This window comes from Streptosporangium amethystogenes, from assembly GCF_000721075.1.
GTDB lineage: Bacteria > Actinomycetota > Actinomycetes > Streptosporangiales > Streptosporangiaceae > Streptosporangium > Streptosporangium amethystogenes.
Genome location: NZ_JOEQ01000003.1, coordinates 176,856 through 197,693, shown reverse-complemented (window position 1 = coordinate 197,693; position 20,838 = coordinate 176,856). Strand labels below are relative to the sequence as shown.

Below are 20,838 nucleotides of genomic sequence, written 5' to 3'. Positions count from 1 at the left end.
GAGTTCCCGACGCGGGGTCCCGTTCCCGCCGTCCGCGGCCCAGAGGCACGGTGGTTTCGGAGGGCGGGCGAAATGCCCCACCCCGGGGAACAGCCGCGCCGGGGTTGGCGTTATCGTCACGCTGACGAAATGAACGGCCTCTATGACTCCGCGAGGAGGCGGCAATGAGCATCCCGGCCATACCCCAGAGGTTGACCGCTCCTGCTCCGGGATGGACGGTCCAGGCGGACGTGGTCGTGGTGGGCTCCGGCATCGCGGGTCTCACCCTGGCACTGCGGTACGCCGACCTGGACCCCGAGGCGAAGGTCCTGGTCGTCACCAAGGACGTCCTGTCGTCCGGGTCCACCCGCTGGGCCCAGGGCGGCATCGCCGCGGTGCTCGACCCGCGGGACACCCCCGCCGAGCATCTGTCCGACACGCTCCTCGCGGGGGTGGGCCTCTGCGACGAGGAGGCCGTCCGGGTCCTGGTGACGGAGGGGCCCGACGCGCTGCGCGGCCTGATCGCGATGGGCGCCAGATTCGACACCGACGAGACCGGGGAGCTCCAGCTCACCCGGGAGGGCGGCCACCGGCGCGATCGCATCGTGCACGCGGGCGGCGACGCCACCGGGGCCGAGGTGCAGAGGGCGCTCGTGGCGGCGGTCCGGAAGTCGGGGATCGAGGTGATCGAGCACGCCCTCGTCCTCGACCTCCTCAAGGACGCCGAGGGGCGCGCCGCCGGGGTGACCCTGCACGTCATGGGTGTGGGCGAGCGCGACGGGGTGGGCGCGGTCACGGCCGGGGCCGTGGTGCTGGCCACCGGCGGCATGGGCCAGGTCTACGCCGCCACCACCAACCCCGTCGTCTCCACCGGGGACGGGGTGGCGCTCGCGCTGCGGGCGGGGGCTGTCGTCAGGGACCTGGAGTTCGTCCAGTTCCACCCGACGGTGTTCTGGCTCGGGGAGGACGCGAGCGGCCAGCAGCCGCTGATCTCCGAGGCGGTCAGGGGCGAGGGCGCGGTACTGGTCGACGCGGACGGCACCCGGTTCATGCGGGACGTCCACGAGCTGGCCGACCTCGCCCCCCGTGACGTCGTGGCCAAGGCGATCATGCGACGGATGCACGCCACCGGCGCCGACCACGTGTATCTCGACGCCCGCCACTTCGGCGAGGAGAAGTGGCGCACCCGCTTCCCGACGATCCACGCGGTCTGCCTGGAACACGGCATCGATCCGGTCACCCAGCTCATCCCCGTCGCCCCCGCCGCCCACTACGCCAGCGGCGGCGTCCGCACCGACCTGCGCGGCCGTACCAGCGTGCCCGGTCTGTACGCGTGCGGCGAGGTCGCGTGCACCGGCGTGCACGGTGCCAACCGGCTGGCCTCCAACTCGCTGCTTGAGGGCCTGGTCTTCGCCGGGCGCATCGCCGCCGACATCCACGCCGATGTCCGCGAGGGGCGGGCCACAGCCGGCGAACCGGTGCCCGACGACCGCCCCACCGGCCTGATCGACCCCCGGGCCCGGGGCAGGATCCAGGGGCACATGAGCCGGGGGGCGAGCGTGCTGCGCAGCCGGGAGTCGCTGGGAGAGGCCGCCAGGACCCTGCTGAACCTCAGATGGACCCCGGTGGCGGTCGAGCCGTGTACCGAGTCGTGGGAGACCACCAACCTGCTGACGGTCGCCTCCACGCTCGTGGCGGCCGCCCGCGCCCGCCAGGAGACCAGGGGGTCACACTGGCGCGAGGACTTTTCCGAGAGAGACGACGCCTTGTGGCTGGGGCACCTCGATGTGACCCTGACAGCGGAGGGACCGACCATGACATACGTACCGCACGGGCAGCGAGCGACCGTGCTGCCGCCGCAGGTGGAGAACGATCTCACCGAGGCGGGTCTCGACCCGGTCGGGGTGGTCGCGGTCCTTGAGGCCGCGGCGGCCGAGGACGTGGCGGAGGGTGACGTCACCAGCATCGCCACCATCCCGGCGGACCGGCGCGACACCGCCGACGTGGTCGCCCGCGTGGACGGCGTGGTCGCGGGGCTGGCCGTGGCCGAGGGTGCCTTCTCCTACCTCAGCGGAGGCCGTCTGACGGCCGAGCGCAGGGTCAAGGACGGCGAGTACGTCGAGCGGGGCGACGTACTGATGACCGTCACCGGTCCCACCAGGGATCTGCTGACCGCCGAGCGCACCGCGCTCAACCTGCTCACCCACCTGTCCGGTATCGCGACCCTGACCGGTAGGTGGGTCCAGGCCGTCGAGGGGACCGGGGCCCGGATCAGGGACAGCCGCAAGACGCTGCCGGGGCTGCGTGCCCTGGAGAAGTACGCGGTCCGGTGCGGCGGTGGTATCAATCACCGCATGTCACTTTCGGACGCCGCGCTGATCAAGGACAATCACGTGGTGGCCTCCGGTGGGGTCGCCGAGGCGTTCCGGGCGGTCCGTGACGCCTACCCCGGTCTGCCGATCGAGGTCGAGGTCGACAGGATCGACCAGATCGAGCCGGTGCTGGCCGAGGGAGCGGAGGAGATCCTGTTGGACAATTTCACGGTCGAGGAGCTGACACGGGCCGTACGGCTGGTGGACGGCAGGGCGCGGCTGGAGTCCAGCGGAGGGCTGACCCTCGAACTCGCTCGTGATGTGGCCGAGACAGGTGTTGACTACCTTGCCGTGGGCGCGCTCACGCATTCGGCGCCGGCGCTGGACATCGCCTTGGACCTTCGGGGGAACTGATGCTGCTTGCCATTGACGTCGGCAACACTCACACCGTTCTCGGCCTCTTCGAGGGCGAGGACGTCATCGAGCACTGGCGGATCGCCACGGACGCCCGGCGTACGGCGGACGAGATCGCCGTCGTGCTCCAGGGGTTGCTCGGGCAGTCACCGCTGCTCAAGGGCACCGACGTCAACGGCATCGTGATCTGCTCCACCGTTCCGTCGGTGCTCAACGAGATGCGCGAGATGTGTCGCCGCTACTACGGCGACGTGACGGCGGTGATCGTCGAGCCGGGCGTCCGCACCGGGGTGCCGGTCCGGATGGACAACCCGAAGGAGGTCGGCAGCGACCGCATCGTCAACGCGCTGGCGGCCATCCAGCTGTACGGCGGGCCGTGCGTCATCGTCGACTTCGGGACCGCGACCTCCTTCGACGCCGTCTCCGCCAAGGGGGAGTACGTCGGCGCGGTGACCGCCCCCGGCATCCAGATCTCGGTGGACGCGCTCGCCGCGGCGGGGGCGCAGCTCCACAAGGTGGAGCTGGTCCGCCCCCGCTCCGTGATCGCCAAGAACACCGTCGAGGCGCTCCAGGCCGGCATCATCTACGGCTTCGCCGGTCAGGTGGACGGGATCGTCGAGCGGATGGCGGCCGAACTCGCCGCCAACCCCGACGACGTCACGGTGGTCGCCACCGGCAGCGCGGCGCCGCTGGTGGTCAGCGAGGCGCGCTCGATCGACATGCACGAGCCCTGGCTCACGCTGATCGGGCTGCGCCTGATCTACCACCGCAACGCCACCTGAGAGCGTTACGACACCGGTGCCGCGGCCGGGGGTGCCGCGGTGTTCCCGGAGGACCCCATGGCGCCCTGGAGTCCTCTCCGGCCCCCGGCGGTCGACGACCTCACGAGGTTCGCCACATCGGTACCCTTTGGAACTGTGACCGATGAAGTGACCAACATCGCCGAGGATCTGCCCGAGCAGATGCGCGTGCGCCGGGAGAAGCTCGACCGCCTCCGCTCCGAGGGGGTCGACCCCTACCCGGTGAACTTCCCGCGCACCGCGACCAACGCCGAGATCCGCCGGAAATACGCCGATCTCTCCGCTGACACCGCGACGGGCGACACGGTAGGTGTCACCGGCCGGGTGATGCTGTCCAGGACCGGTGGCAAACTCTGCTTCGCCACCATCCGCGACGGCTCCGGCGATCTCCAGGTCATGATCTCCCTGGACAGGGTGGGCGAGGAGGCGCTGGCCTCGTGGAAGCGCGACGTCGACCTCGGCGACCACGTGGGCATCGAGGGTGAGGTCATCACCTCCCGCAGGGGAGAGCTGTCCATCCTCGCCGACCGCTGGGCGATCACTTCGAAGTGCCTGCGCCCGCTGCCGGAGAAGCACGCCGGGCTCACCGACCCCGAGGCGCGGGTCCGCCAGCGCTACATCGACCTCATCGTCAACGACGAGGCCAGGAAGCTGGCCTACACCCGTAGCGCCGTGGTGCGGTCCATCCGCGACTTCTGGCATGAGGAGGGCTATCTGGAGGTCGAGACGCCGATGCTCCAGCCGATCCACGGTGGAGCCACGGCCCGGCCTTTCAAGACCCACATCAACGCCTACGACATGGAGCTCTACCTTCGCATCGCGATCGAGCTCTACCTCAAGCGGCTCGTGGTCGGCGGTATCGAGAAGGTCTTCGAGATCAACCGTAACTTCCGCAACGAGGGCGCGGACTCCACGCACAATCCCGAGTTCACGATGCTCGAGGCCTACGGCACGTATCTCGACTACAACGACATGGCCGACCTGACCCAGCGGATGATCCAGAAGGCGGTCGTGGCGGCCCTCGGCCACTCCGTGGTCGTCCACCAGGGGCAGGAGATCGACCTCGGCCTGGCGAAGTGGCCGCGGATCACCCTCTACGGGTCGGTCTCGGAGGCACTGGGCGAGGAGATCACCACCGCGACGTCCCTGGAGTACGTACGCAAGCTGGCGGACGCCCGGGAGATCCACTGGGACGCCAAGTGGGGTCAGGGCAAGCTCGTCCAGGAGATCTTCGAGGCGCTCGTCGAGCACACGCTCGTCCAGCCCACGTTCGTCATGGACTATCCGGTGGAGACCTCCCCGCTGACCCGCCAGCACCGTGACAACCCGCTCCTCACCGAGAAGTGGGACCTGATCGGGTTCGGCACCGAGCTCGGTACCGCCTACTCGGAGCTGGTCGATCCGGTCGAGCAGCGCCGCCGCCTCACCGAGCAGTCCCTGCTCGCCGCGGGCGGGGACGCCGAGGCCATGCAGCTTGACGAGGACTTCCTCACCGCACTGGAATATGCGATGCCGCCCACCGGTGGCATGGGTCTCGGCATCGACCGCCTCATCATGGCCTTCACCGGTAAGAACATCCGCGAGACCATCCTGTTCCCGCTGGTCAAGCCGACCGGCTGAGTCCGAGGGCGGCGTCGCCGGACCGGGTGGGACCCCGTCCCACCCGGTCCGGCGACGCGACCGTTTCCGCCAGGCGGTGTCCGCCGGGACCGAAGCCCGGATGACGGCCTGCGACGGCATCTCCGGGGCGGGCCGGTCGGGCTCGGCGCGCACCTTCGAATCCCGGCCGGCGTACCGGGTAGCGCCCTCGCCACCTCGCGGGCACCTCCGCACCGTCCCGCACGGCTCCGTGCCGGCCCGGGTGGGCACGAACGCGGCACGCGGACGACGCCTGGGCGGACGGGTCGAATCCCGATGGGCCGGAAATCGTGGGGCCGTGCTCACTCTCCCCCATGCAATTTCGGACGGCTTTCTGCATCGCGCAGAAACTCCCTTTTAAGCATGTCCAATATCGCCTGACGTCCGTTGTCGGCACCCGATACTTCGCGAATGCCGCAAAGGTGCTCTCGCAGGCTTCCCATTTCAGAGTTTTCCGTGAGGTGCCGTCAAGGCGCCAGGCGGCGTGGCCGTCGAAGAGCGTCAGGAAGAGATCAGTTTTCCCGGGGAAAAGCGGACGGCTCGCTTCCGCCGAGGATGCGGCCCCGCGGGTGCGCGCCGCCGCGACGGTTCCGGCAAAACCTTGTTCTGCCAGGACTTCTGTTGTCGCAGCCAGGGGGGCACCTGCGGGCTCGTGCGGGGGCACGGTGGTGACTTAACCCCAAAGGCACTGACATATCATGAGTACTTCACGTAGCACCTAGTATGTCAATAGTGGGCGCGCGCTATGAAGAGTAGAACTTGACGACCTTTGAACAAGGCGTTTACCGTTCCTGGCGGACGGTATTCATTTCCGGCGTCTCGCACCCGGTTTCCAGAGTGGGGGGAGTGACTCTTGATGGCATATCCAGAAGTGGATTCTCGCCATGGCGACAGCCCCCTGGGCATGAGTGATATCGGTCTCAGCGACGACGACCTCGTGCTGCTGGCTGAACTCGCCAAGGGTGTCACCGTCGACAGGGTGGGGCGCCGCCTCGATATCAGCGGCCGGACCGTCAGACGCAGGCTCAGAGGCATCTGCGACCGCATCGGTGTCGCCACGGCGATCGAGGCCGTGGCCTGGGCGGCCCGCCGCCGCCTGATCTAGGCCCTGCCCCCTGGGGCTTCCGCCCACCGCGGTCGGGTGGCGCCTCGCCGCGCTGTCATCGTCACCGTGCCCGCGGGACACCATCTGACCGGCCCTCGGCAGGGCAGGGTCCGCCGGACAGGAGCCGGAGCGGGGCTCGCTCCGGCCAGGGGCCGGGCGGCTCGGCCGCTCAGTCGGCGATCCGCACCCCGCCGGCGAAGGGCCGGTTGTCGATCGTGGCGATATGGATGACGTCACCCGTCCGGGGCGCGTGGACCATCAGGCCCGCGCCGATGTAGATCCCGACGTGGTGCAGGTCGCTGTAGAAGAAGACCAGGTCGCCTGGGCGCAGGTCGTTTCTGGAGATGTGGGTGCCCGCGGTCCACTGGTTGCCGGTGTAGTGCGGCAGGCTGATGCCGACCTTCTGGTAGGCCCACATGACCAGGCCGGAGCAGTCGAAGGAGTTGGGGCCCTCGGCGCCCCAGACGTACGGCTTGAGTTGCTGGGTGAGCGCCCAGCGGGCCGCCTCCGCCGCCTTGCCGCTGCCCACGATGGGCACGTCGACCTTCACCCGGGCACTCCTGTTGTTGACGGCCCTGGTGCGCACCTCGCTGAACAGGTCGCTCTCGACCCGTGTGACCAGTCGCTCGATCCTGCTGCGCTTGCCCTCGATCTCCTCCAGGAGCACCTTGACCTCCGAGGTCCTCGCCTTGGCGCTGGCCTGTGCCCGCTCGGCGGCCTCGATCGCCCGGCCGACCTGGGCGACCTCCTCACTCTGCTGCTGCTGGAGGGCGTAGTTGGTGGTGGCCTGGTCGAGGAAGGTGTCGGGGTCGGTCGACTGGCTGAAGGCGAGTCCGGAGCTCAGGCCGCCGGACATGTAGCTGCTCTGCGCGAGGAGGGCGGCCTTGGTGCGCCGGGTCGCGAGCTCCGACTCGCTCGTCGCGAGGGTCTTCTTGGCGCTTTCCGCGGCTCGCTGGGCCTGCTTGAGCCTGACCCGCTCGCCGTTGTACTGCTCGGCGAGCGTGCCGATCTCCTCGTGCAGCTTCTCGGCCTGCTTGGCCAGTTGCTGGAGGCTGGGCTCGGGATCCGCCGTGGCCGAGACCAGGGGGGTGCCGAGGGTCATGATGGCGAACGCCATGCCGATGACCGCCATCCGGCGGCGACTTCGCCTCCGCGGCGCGCGTTCTCGACAGCGGGCGTCGCCGCCCGCGTGCTCTGCTGCGCGGTCGCGCATGCGCTTCACCAACGGGCTCCTCTTCTCGGCCGCCTACCGGGTTAGCTGACGGGTTCGGGCCGGAGGCAGCCCTACCGGGTGCGCCGGTGGCACTCGGATTCACCCCGAAGGACGTGTTGGGTCCCCGGTTCCCCTGTCGGGAGATTCGGCGGGTCAGGCTTTTACGTCTCTGACATCGAGCACGGAGATTAGTGCACTCGTGGTTCCTGCTCAACCAGAACTGCGAACTCAGTAGAGGTTTCGCAACTGAAATGTCACGGAAAGATCACATGGCAATATGATCAACATGGCCATTACGCTGCCTTTGCCTTCCCTGTCGCGGGCCTGGCGCGGGTCTTCCCAGGTCCGGGACCGTGCCAAAGATGAGCTGTGACACATTAGAGGCGCCGTGCACCCAGCGTGGTAATCCAACTACCAAGGGTCATGTGATGCCCTCGGGGCGAGAGTTAAGGGTGAGCCGTAATTGAAGGCCGGAGAGGACGTACGCTGATCGGTCATGGAGCAGCTTGCGGAGCATTCTCCCGTGCCGTTCGCGAACCCCGGGAAAGAGGGGGAGCGGCGAACCGGATCCGAGGGAGAGGGGCGGGAATCACCCGCCCCCGGCGCACCCCCGGCGGTCACGGTCCGCCGTGCCCGCACCCCGGACGTCCGCGCCATCAGGCGGCTCGTCGACACCTACGGTGGAGCCGGCCCGCGCCTGCTGGAGAAGGCCACCGTCACCCTGTACGAGGACATCCAGGAGTTCTGGGTCGCGACTGACGCGGAGGGGATGATCCTCGGTTGCGGGGCGCTTCATGTTCTCTGGGAGGATCTTGCCGAAATCCGGACCGTTGCCGTCGATCCGACCCGCAGGGGAACGGGAATCGGCCATCGGATCGTCTCGGCGCTCATCCGCACGGCCGCCGAGCTGGGTCTGCGCAGGGTCTTCTGCCTGACCTTCGAGGTCGACTTCTTCGCCCGGCACGGATTTCAGGAGATCCAGGGCACACCCGTCGCCCCGGAGGTCTACGCCGAACTTCTCGCCTCCTACGACGAGGGCGTCGCGGAGTTCCTCGATCTGGAGCACGTCAAGCCCAATACCTTGGGAAACACCCGGATGCTGCTGCACCTGACACGCGAGCCCGACTCTGATGACTTTAGAGATGACTGACTGGAAAGGTGACTGTTGATTCCTATGTCGATACCTTGTGCAACAGCAAGCATGTGCGTCTGACATTTGCCACATGCGCAGTCTAAGTGAGGTGACGCGGTGAGCACCGGACAGCCGCCGTATCCGCAGGATGATCCCGAGCGCAGTCGCACACCTTCGGGACAGCCGGATTACGGACAGCACAACCCGGGTCGAGCCCCTGGTGAACTCGACCCCGACGTGACGATCATGGGATATCGGTCGGAGGGGTCGCAGCCGAACACCGGCCCGGGGGTGGCTCAGCCTGGCTACGGCCAACAGGGCTATGGGCAGCAGCAGGGATACGGGCAGCAGCCCGGTTACGGCCAGCAGGGCTACGGGCAGCAGCAGCAGTCGTACGGTCAGCAGGGCGGGACGGACGCGTACGGCCAGCAGCAGGGCTACGGCCAGCAGGGCGGGACCGGCGCGTACGGTCAGCAGCCCGGCTACGGGCAGCAGGCGTCCCATGAGCAGCCGGGCTACGGGCAGCAGGGCGGGACCGGCGCGTACGGTCAGCAACCCGGCTACGGGCAGCAGGCGTCCCACGAGCAGCCGGGCTACGGTCAGCAGCCCGGTTATGGCCAGCAGCAGTACGGTCAGCAACCCGGCTACGGGCAGCAGGCGTCCCACGAGCAGCCGGGCTACGGTCAGCAGCCCGGTTATGGCCAGCAGCCCGGTTACGGTCAGCAGCCCGACTACGGTCAGCAGCCCGGTTACGGTCAGCAGCCCGACTACGGTCAGCAGCCCGGTTACGGTCAGCAGCAGGGGTACGGCCAGCCCTATGGTGGTCCCCCCGGCGCTCCTGCCCCGCTCGCCGAGTGGTGGCAGCGCCTGGTGGCGCGGATCGTCGACGGGATCATCCTGGTGATCCCGACGTTGATCATCGGCGCGGTGCTGACCGGCATCCTCGTGACGTCTTCCGATTTCAACCTTGAGACGGGTGTCGTCACCGAAGGAAGCGGCGTCTTCCTCGCGACTCTGCTCAGCTCCCTGGTCTCCGCGGCGATCTACTTCGCCTACGAGTTCTTCATGATCAGTAGGGGTGGGCAGACCGTCGGCAAGATGGTCATGGGTATCAAGATCGTGCCCGTCGGCAGCACCCTGCCGCCGGGCGGGCTCAGCTCCGACGTCGCGCTCAAGCGCGGCGGTGTGTTCTTCGGCCCGCAGTTCCTGAGCTGGATCCCCTTCGTCGGCTGGATTATCAACATCTTCAGCCTCGTGAACGTGCTGTGGCTGCTGTGGGACAAGCCCCTGCAGCAGGCGCTGCACGACAAGGTGGCCGGGACGGTCGTCGTCAAGATCAAGTAGTTCCGGGTAAATCGGGGCCGGCGGTTGAACCGTCGGCCCCGATTTCGCGCCCGAACCAGAAAAACGGGGACCGTTAGGGCTGGGTAACCGCCTCGGCCGCGGAAGCGTAAAAATCATTTGCCGTGCCTTGGGTGACGCGGGGGGACTTATGATCGGGCCCCGGTGTGGCGGAATATTCGTGTTTGAGGCCGGACAAGGGGCTCAGGAGAGCCCGCAAGCCGCTATGAGACGCCAATGCCGGATCTGCCCCCGCCGAGGGTTCGTACACCAGTCATCGAATGGTGGGACCGGCTCGCCTCCCGCATCCCCGGTGACGGTCCGCGGGTTTCTCTCCTTCACCTTCCGTCGCGCGTTCAGGGGTCTTCTCGCGGAGCTGGATCATGGGTGTGTGGTGTTGCCTGGGTTGTCCGGTGAGCCCATCGTCTTTGGTGGTTATACGGTCTACGACTATGTACTCCACACCAGAGTGGGCCGTACTCTTGGCAAGAAAGCGTTGAAGATCCGTCTTGTTCCGCAGGCTTGCGTCGCATCGGCTGCCACCCGGGTGATGAAGCGAGCCGCTCTCCATCAGGATGTTCTGCCGACGGTGGACATTCTCGTGATGAACCCGCCCGAGGTGATCTCCGGTTCCGTGACAAGGCGTTGTTCATCCCGACGGGCAGGCGCTCCCACCAGGAGCTTCGCTCCTCCGAGGCCGGTGGCGCGGCGGCCGGAGAGCGGGCGGGCATTGGTATTTCCGAAGGCGGCGATGATCACCTGATCGTCCTGTCGGTTTTTCCCTGCGGCTTTACGACTGCAACCGGTAAGGCGGCTGGAGAGAAGCATTAGGCTGGAGAGTGACGGGCATGGTCGCCCCTGCTGACACGCGTCGCCGTCCGGTGGCGCTATGGTCATCTGTGGGCGGTTCCAGACTGATCGGGCGGACACCCGCGTGGCTTCGGGAGTCGTCGCCAAATTTTCATGGTCTCCAGAAAGCCACCTAGCGGTACGGAGCGAGGACGAATGTACGACGTATTGTCCGCGTTGATACCTCCGGCGGTCGTCGGCGGAGCCTTCATCTTCGGAGTCGTCAAGCTACTTCGGAGTGAAGCCGCCGGTCGCCGGCCAAAACACTCCGACCCGGCCGAGTCGCAGAACAGCTGATCCACCGGAGCGCCGACTGAGAGTGTCTCGGTTGCCTGTGAGAATCGCCGGGCTCCTGGAATTGCCGCTCTTCGATCTCGGGTATATGTTTAGCTTGCGAATGAAACAATACTCCGCGAAAGGATTGTGTAGATGGCCAAGCAGATCCAGGAGATTCTCATCGACGACCTCGATGGGGGCGAGGCCAATGAGACTGTCGCCTTCGCGATTGACGGCACCAGCTATGAGATTGACCTGAGTGACGTTAACGCGAAGAAGCTCCGCGACTCCCTGTCGCCTTTCGTGCAGAGCGCCCGTCGTTCCGGCGCGCTGGCACCCCGCCGTCGCCGCGCGGGTGGCGCGCGGGCACTCACGCGAGAGAAGAGCGCCGACATCCGGGCATGGGCGAAGTCCCACGGCCTTAATGTCAGCGAGCGCGGTCGAATCGCCTCCAAGATCGTCGAGCAGTACGAAGCGGCTCACTAGATCGGCTCACTAGATCGGCTCAGTAGATCGAGTGAATCATGCGGTTATGGCGGTCACGGTGGGGTCCGGTGGCGGCCATGACCGCATGATGTGTTTGTCTGACGGACAAACGTCGTTCGCTTGCGGCGTAGCGGGAACATCCCACCCCCCGTAAGTAGTTGGATGGAGGGTGAACGCCCTGCTCTCGGGGAACGTCTTCTGCATAGAGCGGTCGCCGGGTCGGGGCTACCATGCGGGATGACAGGGCCCGGATATCCCGGACCTGCCTGACCGCTCTGTGAGGAGCGACGAGATGTTCGAGAGGTTCACCGACCGCGCACGGCGGGTTGTCGTCCTGGCCCAAGAAGAGGCCCGGATGCTCAACCACAACTACATCGGTACGGAGCACATTCTTCTTGGCTTGATCCATGAAGGTGAAGGCGTTGCCGCCAAGGCTCTGGAGAGCCTCGGCATCAGTCTTGAAGGTGTGCGTCAGCAGGTCGAGGAGATCATCGGCCAGGGCCAGTCCGCGCCGTCGGGGCACATTCCGTTCACCCCGCGTGCCAAGAAGGTCCTTGAGCTGTCCTTGCGCGAGGCGCTGCAACTGGGTCACAACTACATCGGCACCGAGCACATCCTGCTCGGCCTCATCCGTGAGGGCGAGGGCGTGGCCGCCCAGGTGCTGGTGAAGCTGGGCGCCGATCTCAATCGGGTCCGGCAGCAGGTCATCCAGTTGCTCCACGGCTATCAGGGCAAGGAACCGACCGCCGCCGGCGGTCCGGCCGAGGCCGCTCCTTCGACCTCTCTGGTGCTTGACCAGTTCGGCCGCAACCTGACCCAGGCCGCTCGCGAGGGCAAGCTCGATCCGGTCATCGGCCGGGAGAAGGAGATCGAGCGGGTCATGCAGGTCCTGTCCCGCAGGACCAAGAACAACCCGGTCCTGGTGGGTGAGCCCGGCGTCGGCAAGACCGCCGTCGTGGAGGGCCTGTCCCAGAAGATCGTCAAGGGCGAGGTGCCCGAGACGCTCAAGGACAAGCAGCTCTACACCCTGGACCTGGGCGCCCTGGTGGCGGGTTCGCGCTATCGCGGTGACTTCGAGGAGCGCCTGAAGAAGGTCCTCAAGGAGATCCGCACCCGCGGCGACATCATCCTGTTCATCGACGAGCTGCACACGCTCGTCGGTGCGGGCGCCGCCGAGGGAGCGATCGACGCCGCCAGCATCCTGAAGCCGATGCTGGCCCGAGGCGAGCTGCAGACCATCGGTGCCACCACCCTGGACGAGTACCGCAAGCACCTGGAGAAGGACGCGGCGCTTGAGCGGCGTTTCCAGCCGATCCAGGTGGCCGAGCCCAGCCTCAGCCACACGATCGAGATTCTCAAGGGTCTGCGGGACCGCTACGAGGCCCACCACCGCGTCTCCATCACCGACGGTGCCCTGGTGGCCGCCGCGCAGCTGGCCGACCGCTACATCAGCGACCGGTTCCTGCCGGACAAGGCGATCGACCTCATCGACGAGGCCGGCTCGCGCATGCGCATCCGCCGGATGACCGCGCCGCCGGACCTCCGCGAGTACGACGAGAAGATCGCCAACGTGCGGCGCGACAAGGAGTCCGCGATCGACGCGCAGGACTTCGAGAAGGCCGCCGCTCTCCGGGACCAGGAGAAGCAGCTCCAGCTCAAGCGCGAGCGCCGCGAGAAGGAGTGGAAGGCCGGCGACATGGACGTCGTCGCCGAGGTCACCGAGGAGCTCATCGCCGAGGTCCTGGCGACCGCCACCGGCATCCCGGTCTTCAAGCTCACCGAGGAGGAGTCCCAGCGACTGCTCCGCATGGAGGACGAGCTGCACAAGCGGATCATCGGCCAGGACGACGCCATCAAGGGTCTGTCCCGCTCGATCCGTCGTACGCGTGCCGGTCTGAAGGACCCGCGCCGTCCCGGTGGCTCGTTCATCTTCGCCGGTCCTTCCGGTGTCGGTAAGACCGAGCTGTCCAAGGCGCTGGCCGAGTTCCTGTTCGGGGACGAGGACGCGCTGATCATGCTGGACATGTCGGAGTTCATGGAGAAGCACACCGTCTCCAGGCTGTTCGGCTCGCCTCCCGGCTACGTCGGATACGAGGAGGGTGGCCAGCTCACCGAGAAGGTGCGGCGCAAGCCGTTCTCGGTCGTGCTGTTCGACGAGATCGAGAAGGCCCACCCCGACATCTTCAACTCGCTGCTGCAGATCCTGGAGGACGGTCGCCTGACCGACGCCCAGGGCCGGGTGGTGGACTTCAAGAACACCGTCATCATCATGACGACGAACCTGGGCACCCGGGACATCTCCAAGGGTCAGGGGGTCGGCTTCGCGAAGAGCAACGACGCCGAGTCCAACTACGACCGGATGAAGTCCAAGGTGCAGGAGGAGCTCAAGCAGCACTTCCGGCCGGAGTTCCTCAACCGTGTCGATGACATCGTGGTCTTCCACCAGCTCACGCCGAAGGAGATCATCCGCATCGTCGACCTGATGCTGGCCCAGGTGGGTCTGCGTCTGAAGGACCGCGACATGGGGATGGAGCTCACGCAGGAGGCCAAGCAGCTGCTGGCCGACCGTGGCTACGATCCGGTGATGGGCGCCCGCCCGCTCCGTCGTACGATCCAGCGCGAGCTGGAGGACACCCTGTCGGAGAAGATCCTGTACGGCGAGCTCCGTCCCGGCCAGATCGTGAAGATCGGGATCGAGGGCGAGGGCGAGAACGCGAAGTTCACCTTCGTCGGTGAGGACGCGCCGGTCGACCGGGTTCCCGACTCGGCCGCCGCCATCGCGGAGCCGATCCAGAACTAGCCGCGGGCCCTGACCGTTGAGGATTGGTCGGATGGTGCCTCGCAAGGTCGGCGGAGGTCACCGCAGCGTGCTGCGGTGACCGACGACGAGCCGGGCGAGGTGTCGTCTGACCGGCCGCAGCAGGCTGAAGGTCCAAGGCGCAGGGCACCGGGCATGGCCTGATCAGGCAGGAAGGACAGACCCCGCCGTGAGGATACTCACGGCGGGGTCTGTCTATTTGTTACCAAAGAAGGTGTCTCGCCACGATAGGTAGTACTACACTGCGTAGAGCGAGTTCGATAAGTCTTGCCGAGTGATCCGTGGGTCGCAGTGATCCTGGTGAGATCGGCGCCGAGGTCAGCCTGGCGGCGTACCGGGAAATCAGCTCCGTGAGTGACGCGGAGCCCGGTGGCCGCACGGAATGCTTCAGACGGCGGGGTCGAGCTCCGGCAGGGAGGGCCTCCGGCTCACGGCGCTGGAACACCGGCGCGGGGCGATCGGAGACGCTTACACGGAAGTACTCTTTGGAGGCACGCATGCGTTTACGGCACGAGGACGGGACGCTCGTTCACCTGGCCTACAACGCGGGCGTGCACCCCGCCGAGGACCTCGAGAACCTCATCGCGCACCTGACGAGGTACGCGGTGCCGGTGCGCAAGCGCCTCGGAGTGGAGCGCATGGGCGTCGGCCTCTGGCTCTCCCCGAGCGTCGCCGATCATCTCACCGCGGACAGGATAGAGCTGGTGCGCCTGCGCCGCTCCCTTGAGGAACGCGGCCTGGAGGTCGTCAGCCTCAACGGAACCGGCGGCAGGAACCAGGAGTCCCCCGGTCCCGACTGGGCCAAGCCCGAGCGTTACCGCTACACGATGGCACTCGCCAAGATCCTGGCCTTCCTGCTCCCGCAGGACGTCCGCTTCGGAAGCATCTCCACCATCCCCATCGGCTGGCGCCGCGACTGGCCGGCCGACCTGCACGCGATAGCCTCGCGCCGGCTGGAGCGCCTCGCCCGCGAGCTGCGCGGGCTGTACAGCGTCACCGGAAAGACGATCAGGGTCGGCTTCGAGCCGTGGCCCGGCTGCGTCCTGGAGACCACCAAGCAGGCGCTCGACAGGGTCTCCGGCATCGACCCCGAGCACCTGGGGGTCTGCCTGGACGCCTGTTACCTCTCCGGCGGCGCTGAGGAGCCCGGAGTCGCCCTGCGCGGCCTGGCGGATGCCGGAGCCCCGGTCGTCAAGCTCGGACACGTGCACAACCACATGGCCGCCGCCTGCCAGGAGCTGCCCAGCACCCGCTCGGTCCTGGAGGACACCCTCACCGCGATGCTCTCCGGTGCGGTGAACGGCACCGCGCACATCGAGGTGGAGACGCACGACCTGGCCGTGCCGCTTCGGGCCAAGGGGCCCGGCGCACTGGTCAACGTGATCGCCGAGGAGCTCGACTGGGCCCGCACCAGCCTCACGGCCCTCGGTCTGCGCCTCGCCGCCTGACTGACCCCTCCGCCCCATCGTGTCTGTGCCGCCGCTGAGGCTGGATTTACGGAACTCGGCGCCAGACAGATCTGAGAGGGGTTTCATGATCTCTCTGTGTCACAGCGCTCATCGCCGAGGAATCATCGAAGCCCTCGGCTCCAACAAGAGCCAAGGGCTTCTGTGTCACCGAGATGGCACACCTCAGATGTACGAGAACTCCGGATGCGGGTGCATCAGGAAGTCGTGGTGGGAGATGTTCCAGGCGTAGGCGCCGGCCATGAGGAACTGCACGATGTCGCCAGTTGCCAAGGCCGCCGGGACTCGGCGGGTGAGGGTGTCCTTGGGAGTACAGAGCTGGCCAACGATCGTAACCGGCTCGCCCTCCTTGGCAATGACCATCGGCTGGTCGTGGCCCTTGGTCGCGGGCGTGCGGATGTGGTGGGTGCCGCCTGCCACGATGGCGAACAGCTCGCCGTGGACCCGCTTGACGTCCAGCACACGGGTCACGTACCGCCCGCAGTAGACCGACACCGACCGGCCAGGCTCGATCCGCAGCGTCTCGCCGGGACGGCGCAGCCCCGCCAGGCCCTTGCCGTAGGCCTCCCAGTCGAAGACGGCGCCGGGGTCGGCGTAGTCGACGGCCATGCCGCCGCCAAGGTTGATCTCGGTCAGGCCGAGGCCGCGGGTGTAGTCGAGCACGCCGTCGGCGACCTCCAGCATGCGCGAGGCGTCCAGGCCGCTGGCCAAGTGGGCGTGAACGCCGCGCAGGCGTACCGCGTCCTGGCGCTCCAGAAGCGCGAGACATTCGGCGACGCCGGCCGGGTCCATGCCGAAGGGGGTCGCGCCGCCGCCCATCGCCAGGGCCACGTCTCCCAGCGAGAGGGCGAGGTTGGCGCGGAGCAGCACGTCGGCCTCCCGCCCGGTGGCGATCAGGCGGCGCAGCTCGTTCGGGCTCTCCACGTGCAGCCGTTCGACGCCGCGATCGAGGGCGAGCCGGAGTTCGCCGTCGGTCTTGCCGGGGCCGCCGAACGCGACCTTGGCCGAGGGGAGCACGCCCAGCACGTGCTCCAGCTCGCCGCCGGAGGCGACCTCGACCCCGTCCACGTGCCGGGCCAGCACCCGCAGCAGCTCCGGGTCCGGGTTGGCCTTGGCCGCGTAGTACAGCTCGATCCCCGGCAGCGCGGCCCGCACCGCCGCCGCGTGCGCGTCCAGGGCGGCCAGGTCGTACACGTAGGCGGGCAGCCTTCCAGCCGCCGCCAGCTCACGGGCTCTTACGGTGAGAGCGTCCACAAAAATCTCCGATCGATGTGGGATGCCGAGGATCAGGTGAGAGGGAACGTGGATTCGATGATCAGGTAGCTGGTGGGCGTGACGGTCGTGGTCACTTCCACGGTCCGGCCGTCAGCCATGCGCCCCGTGTGAAGAATGTCGAAGACCGGCCTTTCGGCACTGATCTCCAGCTTCTCCGCCTCTTCGTCGGTTGGGAGGCGAACCAAGATCCGCTCGTCTGCCTCTACCTGAGGATGACCGAGACTGGCGTACAGGGACTTGATGCCCCCGACGATCACCGGCTCAGGCTCTTCGAGCGCGGTGCCGACCGCGATGTCAGCAGGCATATAGGAAATGACGAGGCTCACGGGTATACCGGAGGCAAGCAGGCGACGTGACCGGCGCACCACGGTGATCTCCGAGAGGCCGAAGAGGGCGGAGATGTCGTTCGGAGCGGTCGTCCGCGTAACCGCGATCTCATGCTGCGGTTCCAGGCCGATGGCACGGATCTCAGCGTCGAACGCTCCTTTCGCTCCTTCGTGCTCACGCGTGTCGCGCCGATAGCGGGCGCCGGACCGAGACAGGGGCGGAAGCCAAGTCACTCGGGTCCCGTCTCCCTGCCGGGGACGTACCAGGCCTTCAGCGGCCAGGAGCTGCAACGCCTTGTTCACCAGGCTACGAGAGACGCCGTAGTCCGAGGCGAGGGCTGTCTCGGACGGCAGAGTCTTACCGGGAGCGTAGGTTCCACTCCGGATCAACTTACGTAGGTCTTCGGCTATGTCCCTGTATGTGAACTTCATGATCCAGTCTTCCTCTCTCGCAGCTACCTCAGCATAAGGGTCAAACGTTTGTCATCTCTTGACGTGGGGTCTCAGTCGCGCCAAGCTGGAGATGTTAAACGTTTGTTGTTTAGAGTACCGCCTTGAGCTGTCAGAGAAAAGATCGGGCCTGCTAGGTGCTGAGAACACCGAACAGGCCCTTGATCAGGAAGGCGCTCCTAACCCGTGAACAACCCTAATACCCCAGTTCTCGACCGGACTGCGGCAATCGGCTGCGGCTGCTTCGCCGAGGCTTCACCGATGCCAATGGGCTGCGCCCTCTGCGGGCACGCCCCCTACGCGCACGGCTGCCCCGGCCAGGGCGCCGACCACGACTACGCCCAGCCGTCCCGGGAGCTGATGGCCGTCCGCTTGGAGGCCCGCCGCCTCGGCGTCCCGCTGCCCGCCTCCGAGGCGTTCGCCGACGCCGAGATCATCCCCCTCGTGCCCGCGCAGCGCCGCCCTGAGCAGCCCGCCCCGGCCGCGCCGACGCCGCTGCCCAAGCGCACATCTCGGCCCTTCCCCCGTCAGACATCCGCCCCGCCGTCGTCGCACCGCCGGGGCGCGACGACGGCCGACGCCCCGCCCCATCGAGACCCGGCAGGACCGCGCGGCCCGCCTGGCACTCGCCCGAGACCCGTGCGCCCGCCGCCGAGCCTGCGTCGCAGCCCGCGCGCGCAAGCACACGCCCCCTCTCCAGCAGCTCGCGCACCTTCCCGACGCGGGTGAGCGGCGTCAGCCGCACCAGATCCTCCGGCCGGGGCGGCCATCGCCCTCGGCCGGGGCCACCCACCGACCTCCCTGCCTTCTCCCTTACTCGCCCCGTATCGTCAGGAGGTCGCGGCATGAACGAGACTCCGGAACGGGGCGACGCCCCCACCGGTTGGCGCGGCGGCAGTCCCGCCGCTCGGACGATCGCCGCCACGTTGTCGACCGCTGCCGAGCGGCTGTCCCCCGTGCAGCACGCCGAGGACCTGGCCGCTCTCCTGGCCGACGTCCACGGCATCGTGGCCGACGTCCATGAGTTCACCTCCGGCAACGCCATCGTGTCCGTCCATTACGGGCTGCTGGCCTACACCGACGGCGAAAGCTTCTGGTGGACCAGCCCCGAACTCAACCACGCCGGAGCACCGATCCTCAGCTCCGTGCTCACCCTGGCCGAAGCCGCCACCCAGCTCGCCGAACACCACGCCATCCTGAGTGCGCGGGAGGCTACCGACGTGGTGCGCGGTGGGCTGCCCCTGCTGGCCGACGTGATCGGTGCCGAGCATGTTGACCCTCGCTGACCTCGACGCGGCCCGAGCCGCCCAGCAGGTCCAACAGCACGCACCCGACTGGTTCGTCATCTGGAGCCTGCGCCACCGCCGCTTCGAAGCCTGGCAATGCACCGACCCTCAGGAATGCCGCATCGTCTACGCGCAAAGCGCCATCGCCCTGTGGAACCTCATGCAACAGACCGAAGTCGACCTGTGGCGGACCTCACCATACGGCGCCACGCCGCCCCCCGGCGCGGCCAGCCTGGAGCCGCCACTCCCGGTGACCCCGGGGCTCGTTCCCCACCCCCGCGCCCTGCTCCCAGCGCATACCGAGCAAGCCCCGAGGCCACGCCCCTCGTCGTGGAAAAGGAGGCGCCCGTGATCCCGCACCCCGGCACCCCGGCAGGCGACCGGCTGAGCGTGGCCATCTGGCGCCCCGGTGCCATCAGCGCACTCAAGCACCTGCGCACCGAACTGCACACCCACCGCGTCTACCCAGAGATCGCCTACGACCAGGGCCAGCCCCGCCTCGTGATCAGTGCCGAGCTGACCGTATGGGCCGACCAGGCGGGCACGGTCTTCTGCTGGGGAGCCTGCTTCCTCGAAGAGCCCGCCGACCAGGCACCGACCGACAACATGCCGCAGGTCGCGCGCCGCGTCGCCGAACTACTCGGCAAGCACTACGCCGAACCGATAGATCCGCCCTAAGCCGCGTGACGGCACGGCGAGACCTGATCTCCAGTGCCGTCGCGCCCCCAACTCCCTGCGGGCGGTGGTGTGCATCACCAGGGGCCGCCCGCAGGGACGGACACGACCAACCGCGTACATCCAGCGGCCAGAAGGCCGCATGTGTAAGGGGAGGTTCCACCATGACAACCTTGCTCACCCAGCAAGTCGCCTGCACCAGCGGCGCCCTCGATGCCGCGCTCCTGGAGCGTGTCCGCCACGAGACGCTCACGGTTCCGGATGGGTGGGTCACCGAGTACGGCGATTACCAGTCCGGCGGCTGGGGGACGCTGTCGCTGCTGAACGCCAGCGGCGTGGCCACCGACGTAACCATCACCGACTGTGAGCCAGTCGAGACCAGCGTGCTCGCCTCGATGCCCGCCACGAAACAGCTCCTGTCCGGGCTCGGCTTTCACTACATGTGGGCGCGGATCGCCCGGCTAACTCCCGGCTCCTTCCTGTGGGAACACCGCGACTACGGAGAGCTGCAATCGGTTGAGCGCTACCGCCTGCACATCCCCATCGTCACCAGCCCCTCGGCCTTTCTGGTTCTGGCCGGGTCTGCTGTGCATCTGGCGGCCGGTGCTCTGTGGAGGCTCACTCCGACTTTCGTCCACGGCGCTTGCAACCTGTACGGGCCTACCCGTATCCACTTGATTCTCGACTGCTACACCAGCGCCGAACTCGACGCCCTCATCGCTGACCAGCAGCTTCCTGACAACTACGTTCGTCACCTACCGCCCCTGCACGGCGAATCGCTTCAGCAACAGCTCGACCAGGCGATATGTCTCGCCCGGCTCGGCTACTCCCAGGCCGCCGAGCAGCACCTGCTGCGGTTGTTCTTCAAGCACTCCCTGCCCGAGGGCAGAGCCTACGACCTGATCAGCGACATGTACGACGCCATCGGCGCCCCCGACATCGCCCAGAGATGGCGGAGTCGGAAATCCATCCTGCTCGGCCTCACTGCGTGAGAAGG

Annotated in this window: 18 protein-coding genes and 1 riboswitch; of the genes, 14 read left to right on the top strand and 4 right to left on the bottom strand. The window is 67.5% G+C overall.

Translation table 11 applies throughout. The features are described from left to right. Positions 1-164 precede the first annotated feature (164 nt). From IG98_RS0104155 to IG98_RS0104140, 4 genes are all read left to right on the top strand, one after another. A complete protein-coding gene (locus IG98_RS0104155; protein ID WP_030905650.1) occupies positions 165-2,705 on the top strand; it encodes an L-aspartate oxidase in 2,541 nt (846 codons plus the stop codon). Then, positions 2,705-3,487: a type III pantothenate kinase gene (locus IG98_RS0104150; protein ID WP_030905648.1), complete on the top strand. Its 783-nt coding sequence runs from the start codon at positions 2,705-2,707 to the stop codon at positions 3,485-3,487. The genes IG98_RS0104155 and IG98_RS0104150 overlap by 1 nt, the downstream gene beginning before the upstream one ends. A 135-nt stretch (positions 3,488-3,622) precedes the next feature. Continuing rightward, entirely contained in the window at positions 3,623-5,125 is a 1,503-nt protein-coding gene (gene lysX / locus IG98_RS0104145; protein ID WP_030905645.1) for a bifunctional lysylphosphatidylglycerol synthetase/lysine--tRNA ligase LysX, read from the top strand. A 922-nt stretch (positions 5,126-6,047) separates the two neighbouring features. Then, positions 6,048-6,248: a helix-turn-helix domain-containing protein gene (locus IG98_RS0104140; protein WP_030905642.1), complete on the top strand. Its 201-nt coding sequence runs from the start codon at positions 6,048-6,050 to the stop codon at positions 6,246-6,248. 169 nt (positions 6,249-6,417) lie between these two features. Here the strand turns inward: IG98_RS0104140 and IG98_RS0104135 are convergent, their stop codons facing one another. Next, positions 6,418-7,461: a C40 family peptidase gene (locus IG98_RS0104135; protein ID WP_281178426.1), complete on the bottom strand. Its 1,044-nt coding sequence runs from the start codon at positions 7,459-7,461 to the stop codon at positions 6,418-6,420. A gap of 14 nt (positions 7,462-7,475) precedes the next feature. Continuing rightward, positions 7,476-7,622: riboswitch (cyclic di-AMP (ydaO/yuaA leader) on the bottom strand. Positions 7,623-7,957: 335 nt separating this feature from the next. Between IG98_RS0104135 and IG98_RS0104130 the strand changes: the two genes are divergently transcribed. Continuing rightward, on the top strand, positions 7,958-8,611 hold the full coding sequence (locus tag IG98_RS0104130; protein WP_084195117.1) for an amino-acid N-acetyltransferase: 654 nt from the start codon (positions 7,958-7,960) through the stop codon (positions 8,609-8,611). A 228-nt stretch (positions 8,612-8,839) separates the two neighbouring features. Continuing rightward, positions 8,840-9,937: an RDD family protein gene (locus IG98_RS54175; protein ID WP_084195132.1), complete on the top strand. Its 1,098-nt coding sequence runs from the start codon at positions 8,840-8,842 to the stop codon at positions 9,935-9,937. 567 nt (positions 9,938-10,504) lie between these two features. Here IG98_RS54175 and IG98_RS50120 read toward each other — a convergent pair. Beyond that, on the bottom strand, positions 10,505-10,762 hold the full coding sequence (locus tag IG98_RS50120; RefSeq protein WP_157594143.1) for a hypothetical protein: 258 nt from the start codon (positions 10,760-10,762) through the stop codon (positions 10,505-10,507). Between the two features lie 450 nt (positions 10,763-11,212). On the opposite strand from IG98_RS50120, the gene IG98_RS0104115 reads away from it, so the two are divergent. The 3 genes from IG98_RS0104115 to IG98_RS0104105 all read left to right on the top strand — a co-directional run bounded on the left by IG98_RS0104115 (position 11,213) and on the right by IG98_RS0104105 (position 15,811). Then, positions 11,213-11,545, top strand: coding sequence for a histone-like nucleoid-structuring protein Lsr2 (locus IG98_RS0104115; RefSeq protein ID WP_012895497.1), 333 nt, complete (start codon positions 11,213-11,215; stop codon positions 11,543-11,545). 292 nt (positions 11,546-11,837) lie between these two features. Further along, a complete protein-coding gene (locus tag IG98_RS0104110) occupies positions 11,838-14,345 on the top strand; it encodes an ATP-dependent Clp protease ATP-binding subunit (protein WP_030905625.1) in 2,508 nt (835 codons plus the stop codon). 515 nt (positions 14,346-14,860) lie between these two features. After that, positions 14,861-15,811, top strand: coding sequence for a TIM barrel protein (locus IG98_RS0104105; RefSeq protein WP_030905620.1), 951 nt, complete (start codon positions 14,861-14,863; stop codon positions 15,809-15,811). 183 nt (positions 15,812-15,994) lie between these two features. On the opposite strand, the gene IG98_RS0104100 is transcribed toward IG98_RS0104105, so the two are convergent. Both IG98_RS0104100 and IG98_RS0104095 read right to left on the bottom strand, forming a co-directional pair. Then, positions 15,995-17,083: a type III PLP-dependent enzyme domain-containing protein gene (locus tag IG98_RS0104100; RefSeq protein ID WP_030905617.1), complete on the bottom strand. Its 1,089-nt coding sequence runs from the start codon at positions 17,081-17,083 to the stop codon at positions 15,995-15,997. A 32-nt stretch (positions 17,084-17,115) separates the two neighbouring features. Next, the gene (locus IG98_RS0104095; protein ID WP_030905612.1) at positions 17,116-17,862 is read right to left on the bottom strand and encodes a GntR family transcriptional regulator; all 747 of its coding nucleotides are present in this window, start codon (positions 17,860-17,862) and stop codon (positions 17,116-17,118) included. Positions 17,863-18,141: 279 nt separating this feature from the next. Here IG98_RS0104095 and IG98_RS50115 point away from each other — a divergent pair, with 279 nt between their 5' ends. From IG98_RS50115 to IG98_RS0104070, 5 genes are all read left to right on the top strand, one after another. After that, the gene (locus tag IG98_RS50115) at positions 18,142-18,609 is read left to right on the top strand and encodes a hypothetical protein (RefSeq protein WP_157594142.1); all 468 of its coding nucleotides are present in this window, start codon (positions 18,142-18,144) and stop codon (positions 18,607-18,609) included. Between the two features lie 116 nt (positions 18,610-18,725). Next, positions 18,726-19,166, top strand: coding sequence for a hypothetical protein (locus IG98_RS0104085; protein WP_030905609.1), 441 nt, complete (start codon positions 18,726-18,728; stop codon positions 19,164-19,166). Further along, the gene (locus tag IG98_RS0104080; RefSeq protein WP_030905606.1) at positions 19,150-19,518 is read left to right on the top strand and encodes a hypothetical protein; all 369 of its coding nucleotides are present in this window, start codon (positions 19,150-19,152) and stop codon (positions 19,516-19,518) included. Before IG98_RS0104085 ends, IG98_RS0104080 begins: the two co-directional genes overlap by 17 nt. Continuing rightward, positions 19,515-19,844: a hypothetical protein gene (locus IG98_RS0104075; protein ID WP_030905603.1), complete on the top strand. Its 330-nt coding sequence runs from the start codon at positions 19,515-19,517 to the stop codon at positions 19,842-19,844. The genes IG98_RS0104080 and IG98_RS0104075 overlap by 4 nt, the downstream gene beginning before the upstream one ends. A gap of 161 nt (positions 19,845-20,005) precedes the next feature. Next, positions 20,006-20,833: an aspartyl/asparaginyl beta-hydroxylase domain-containing protein gene (locus IG98_RS0104070; protein WP_051751507.1), complete on the top strand. Its 828-nt coding sequence runs from the start codon at positions 20,006-20,008 to the stop codon at positions 20,831-20,833. Positions 20,834-20,838: the final 5 nt, after the last annotated feature.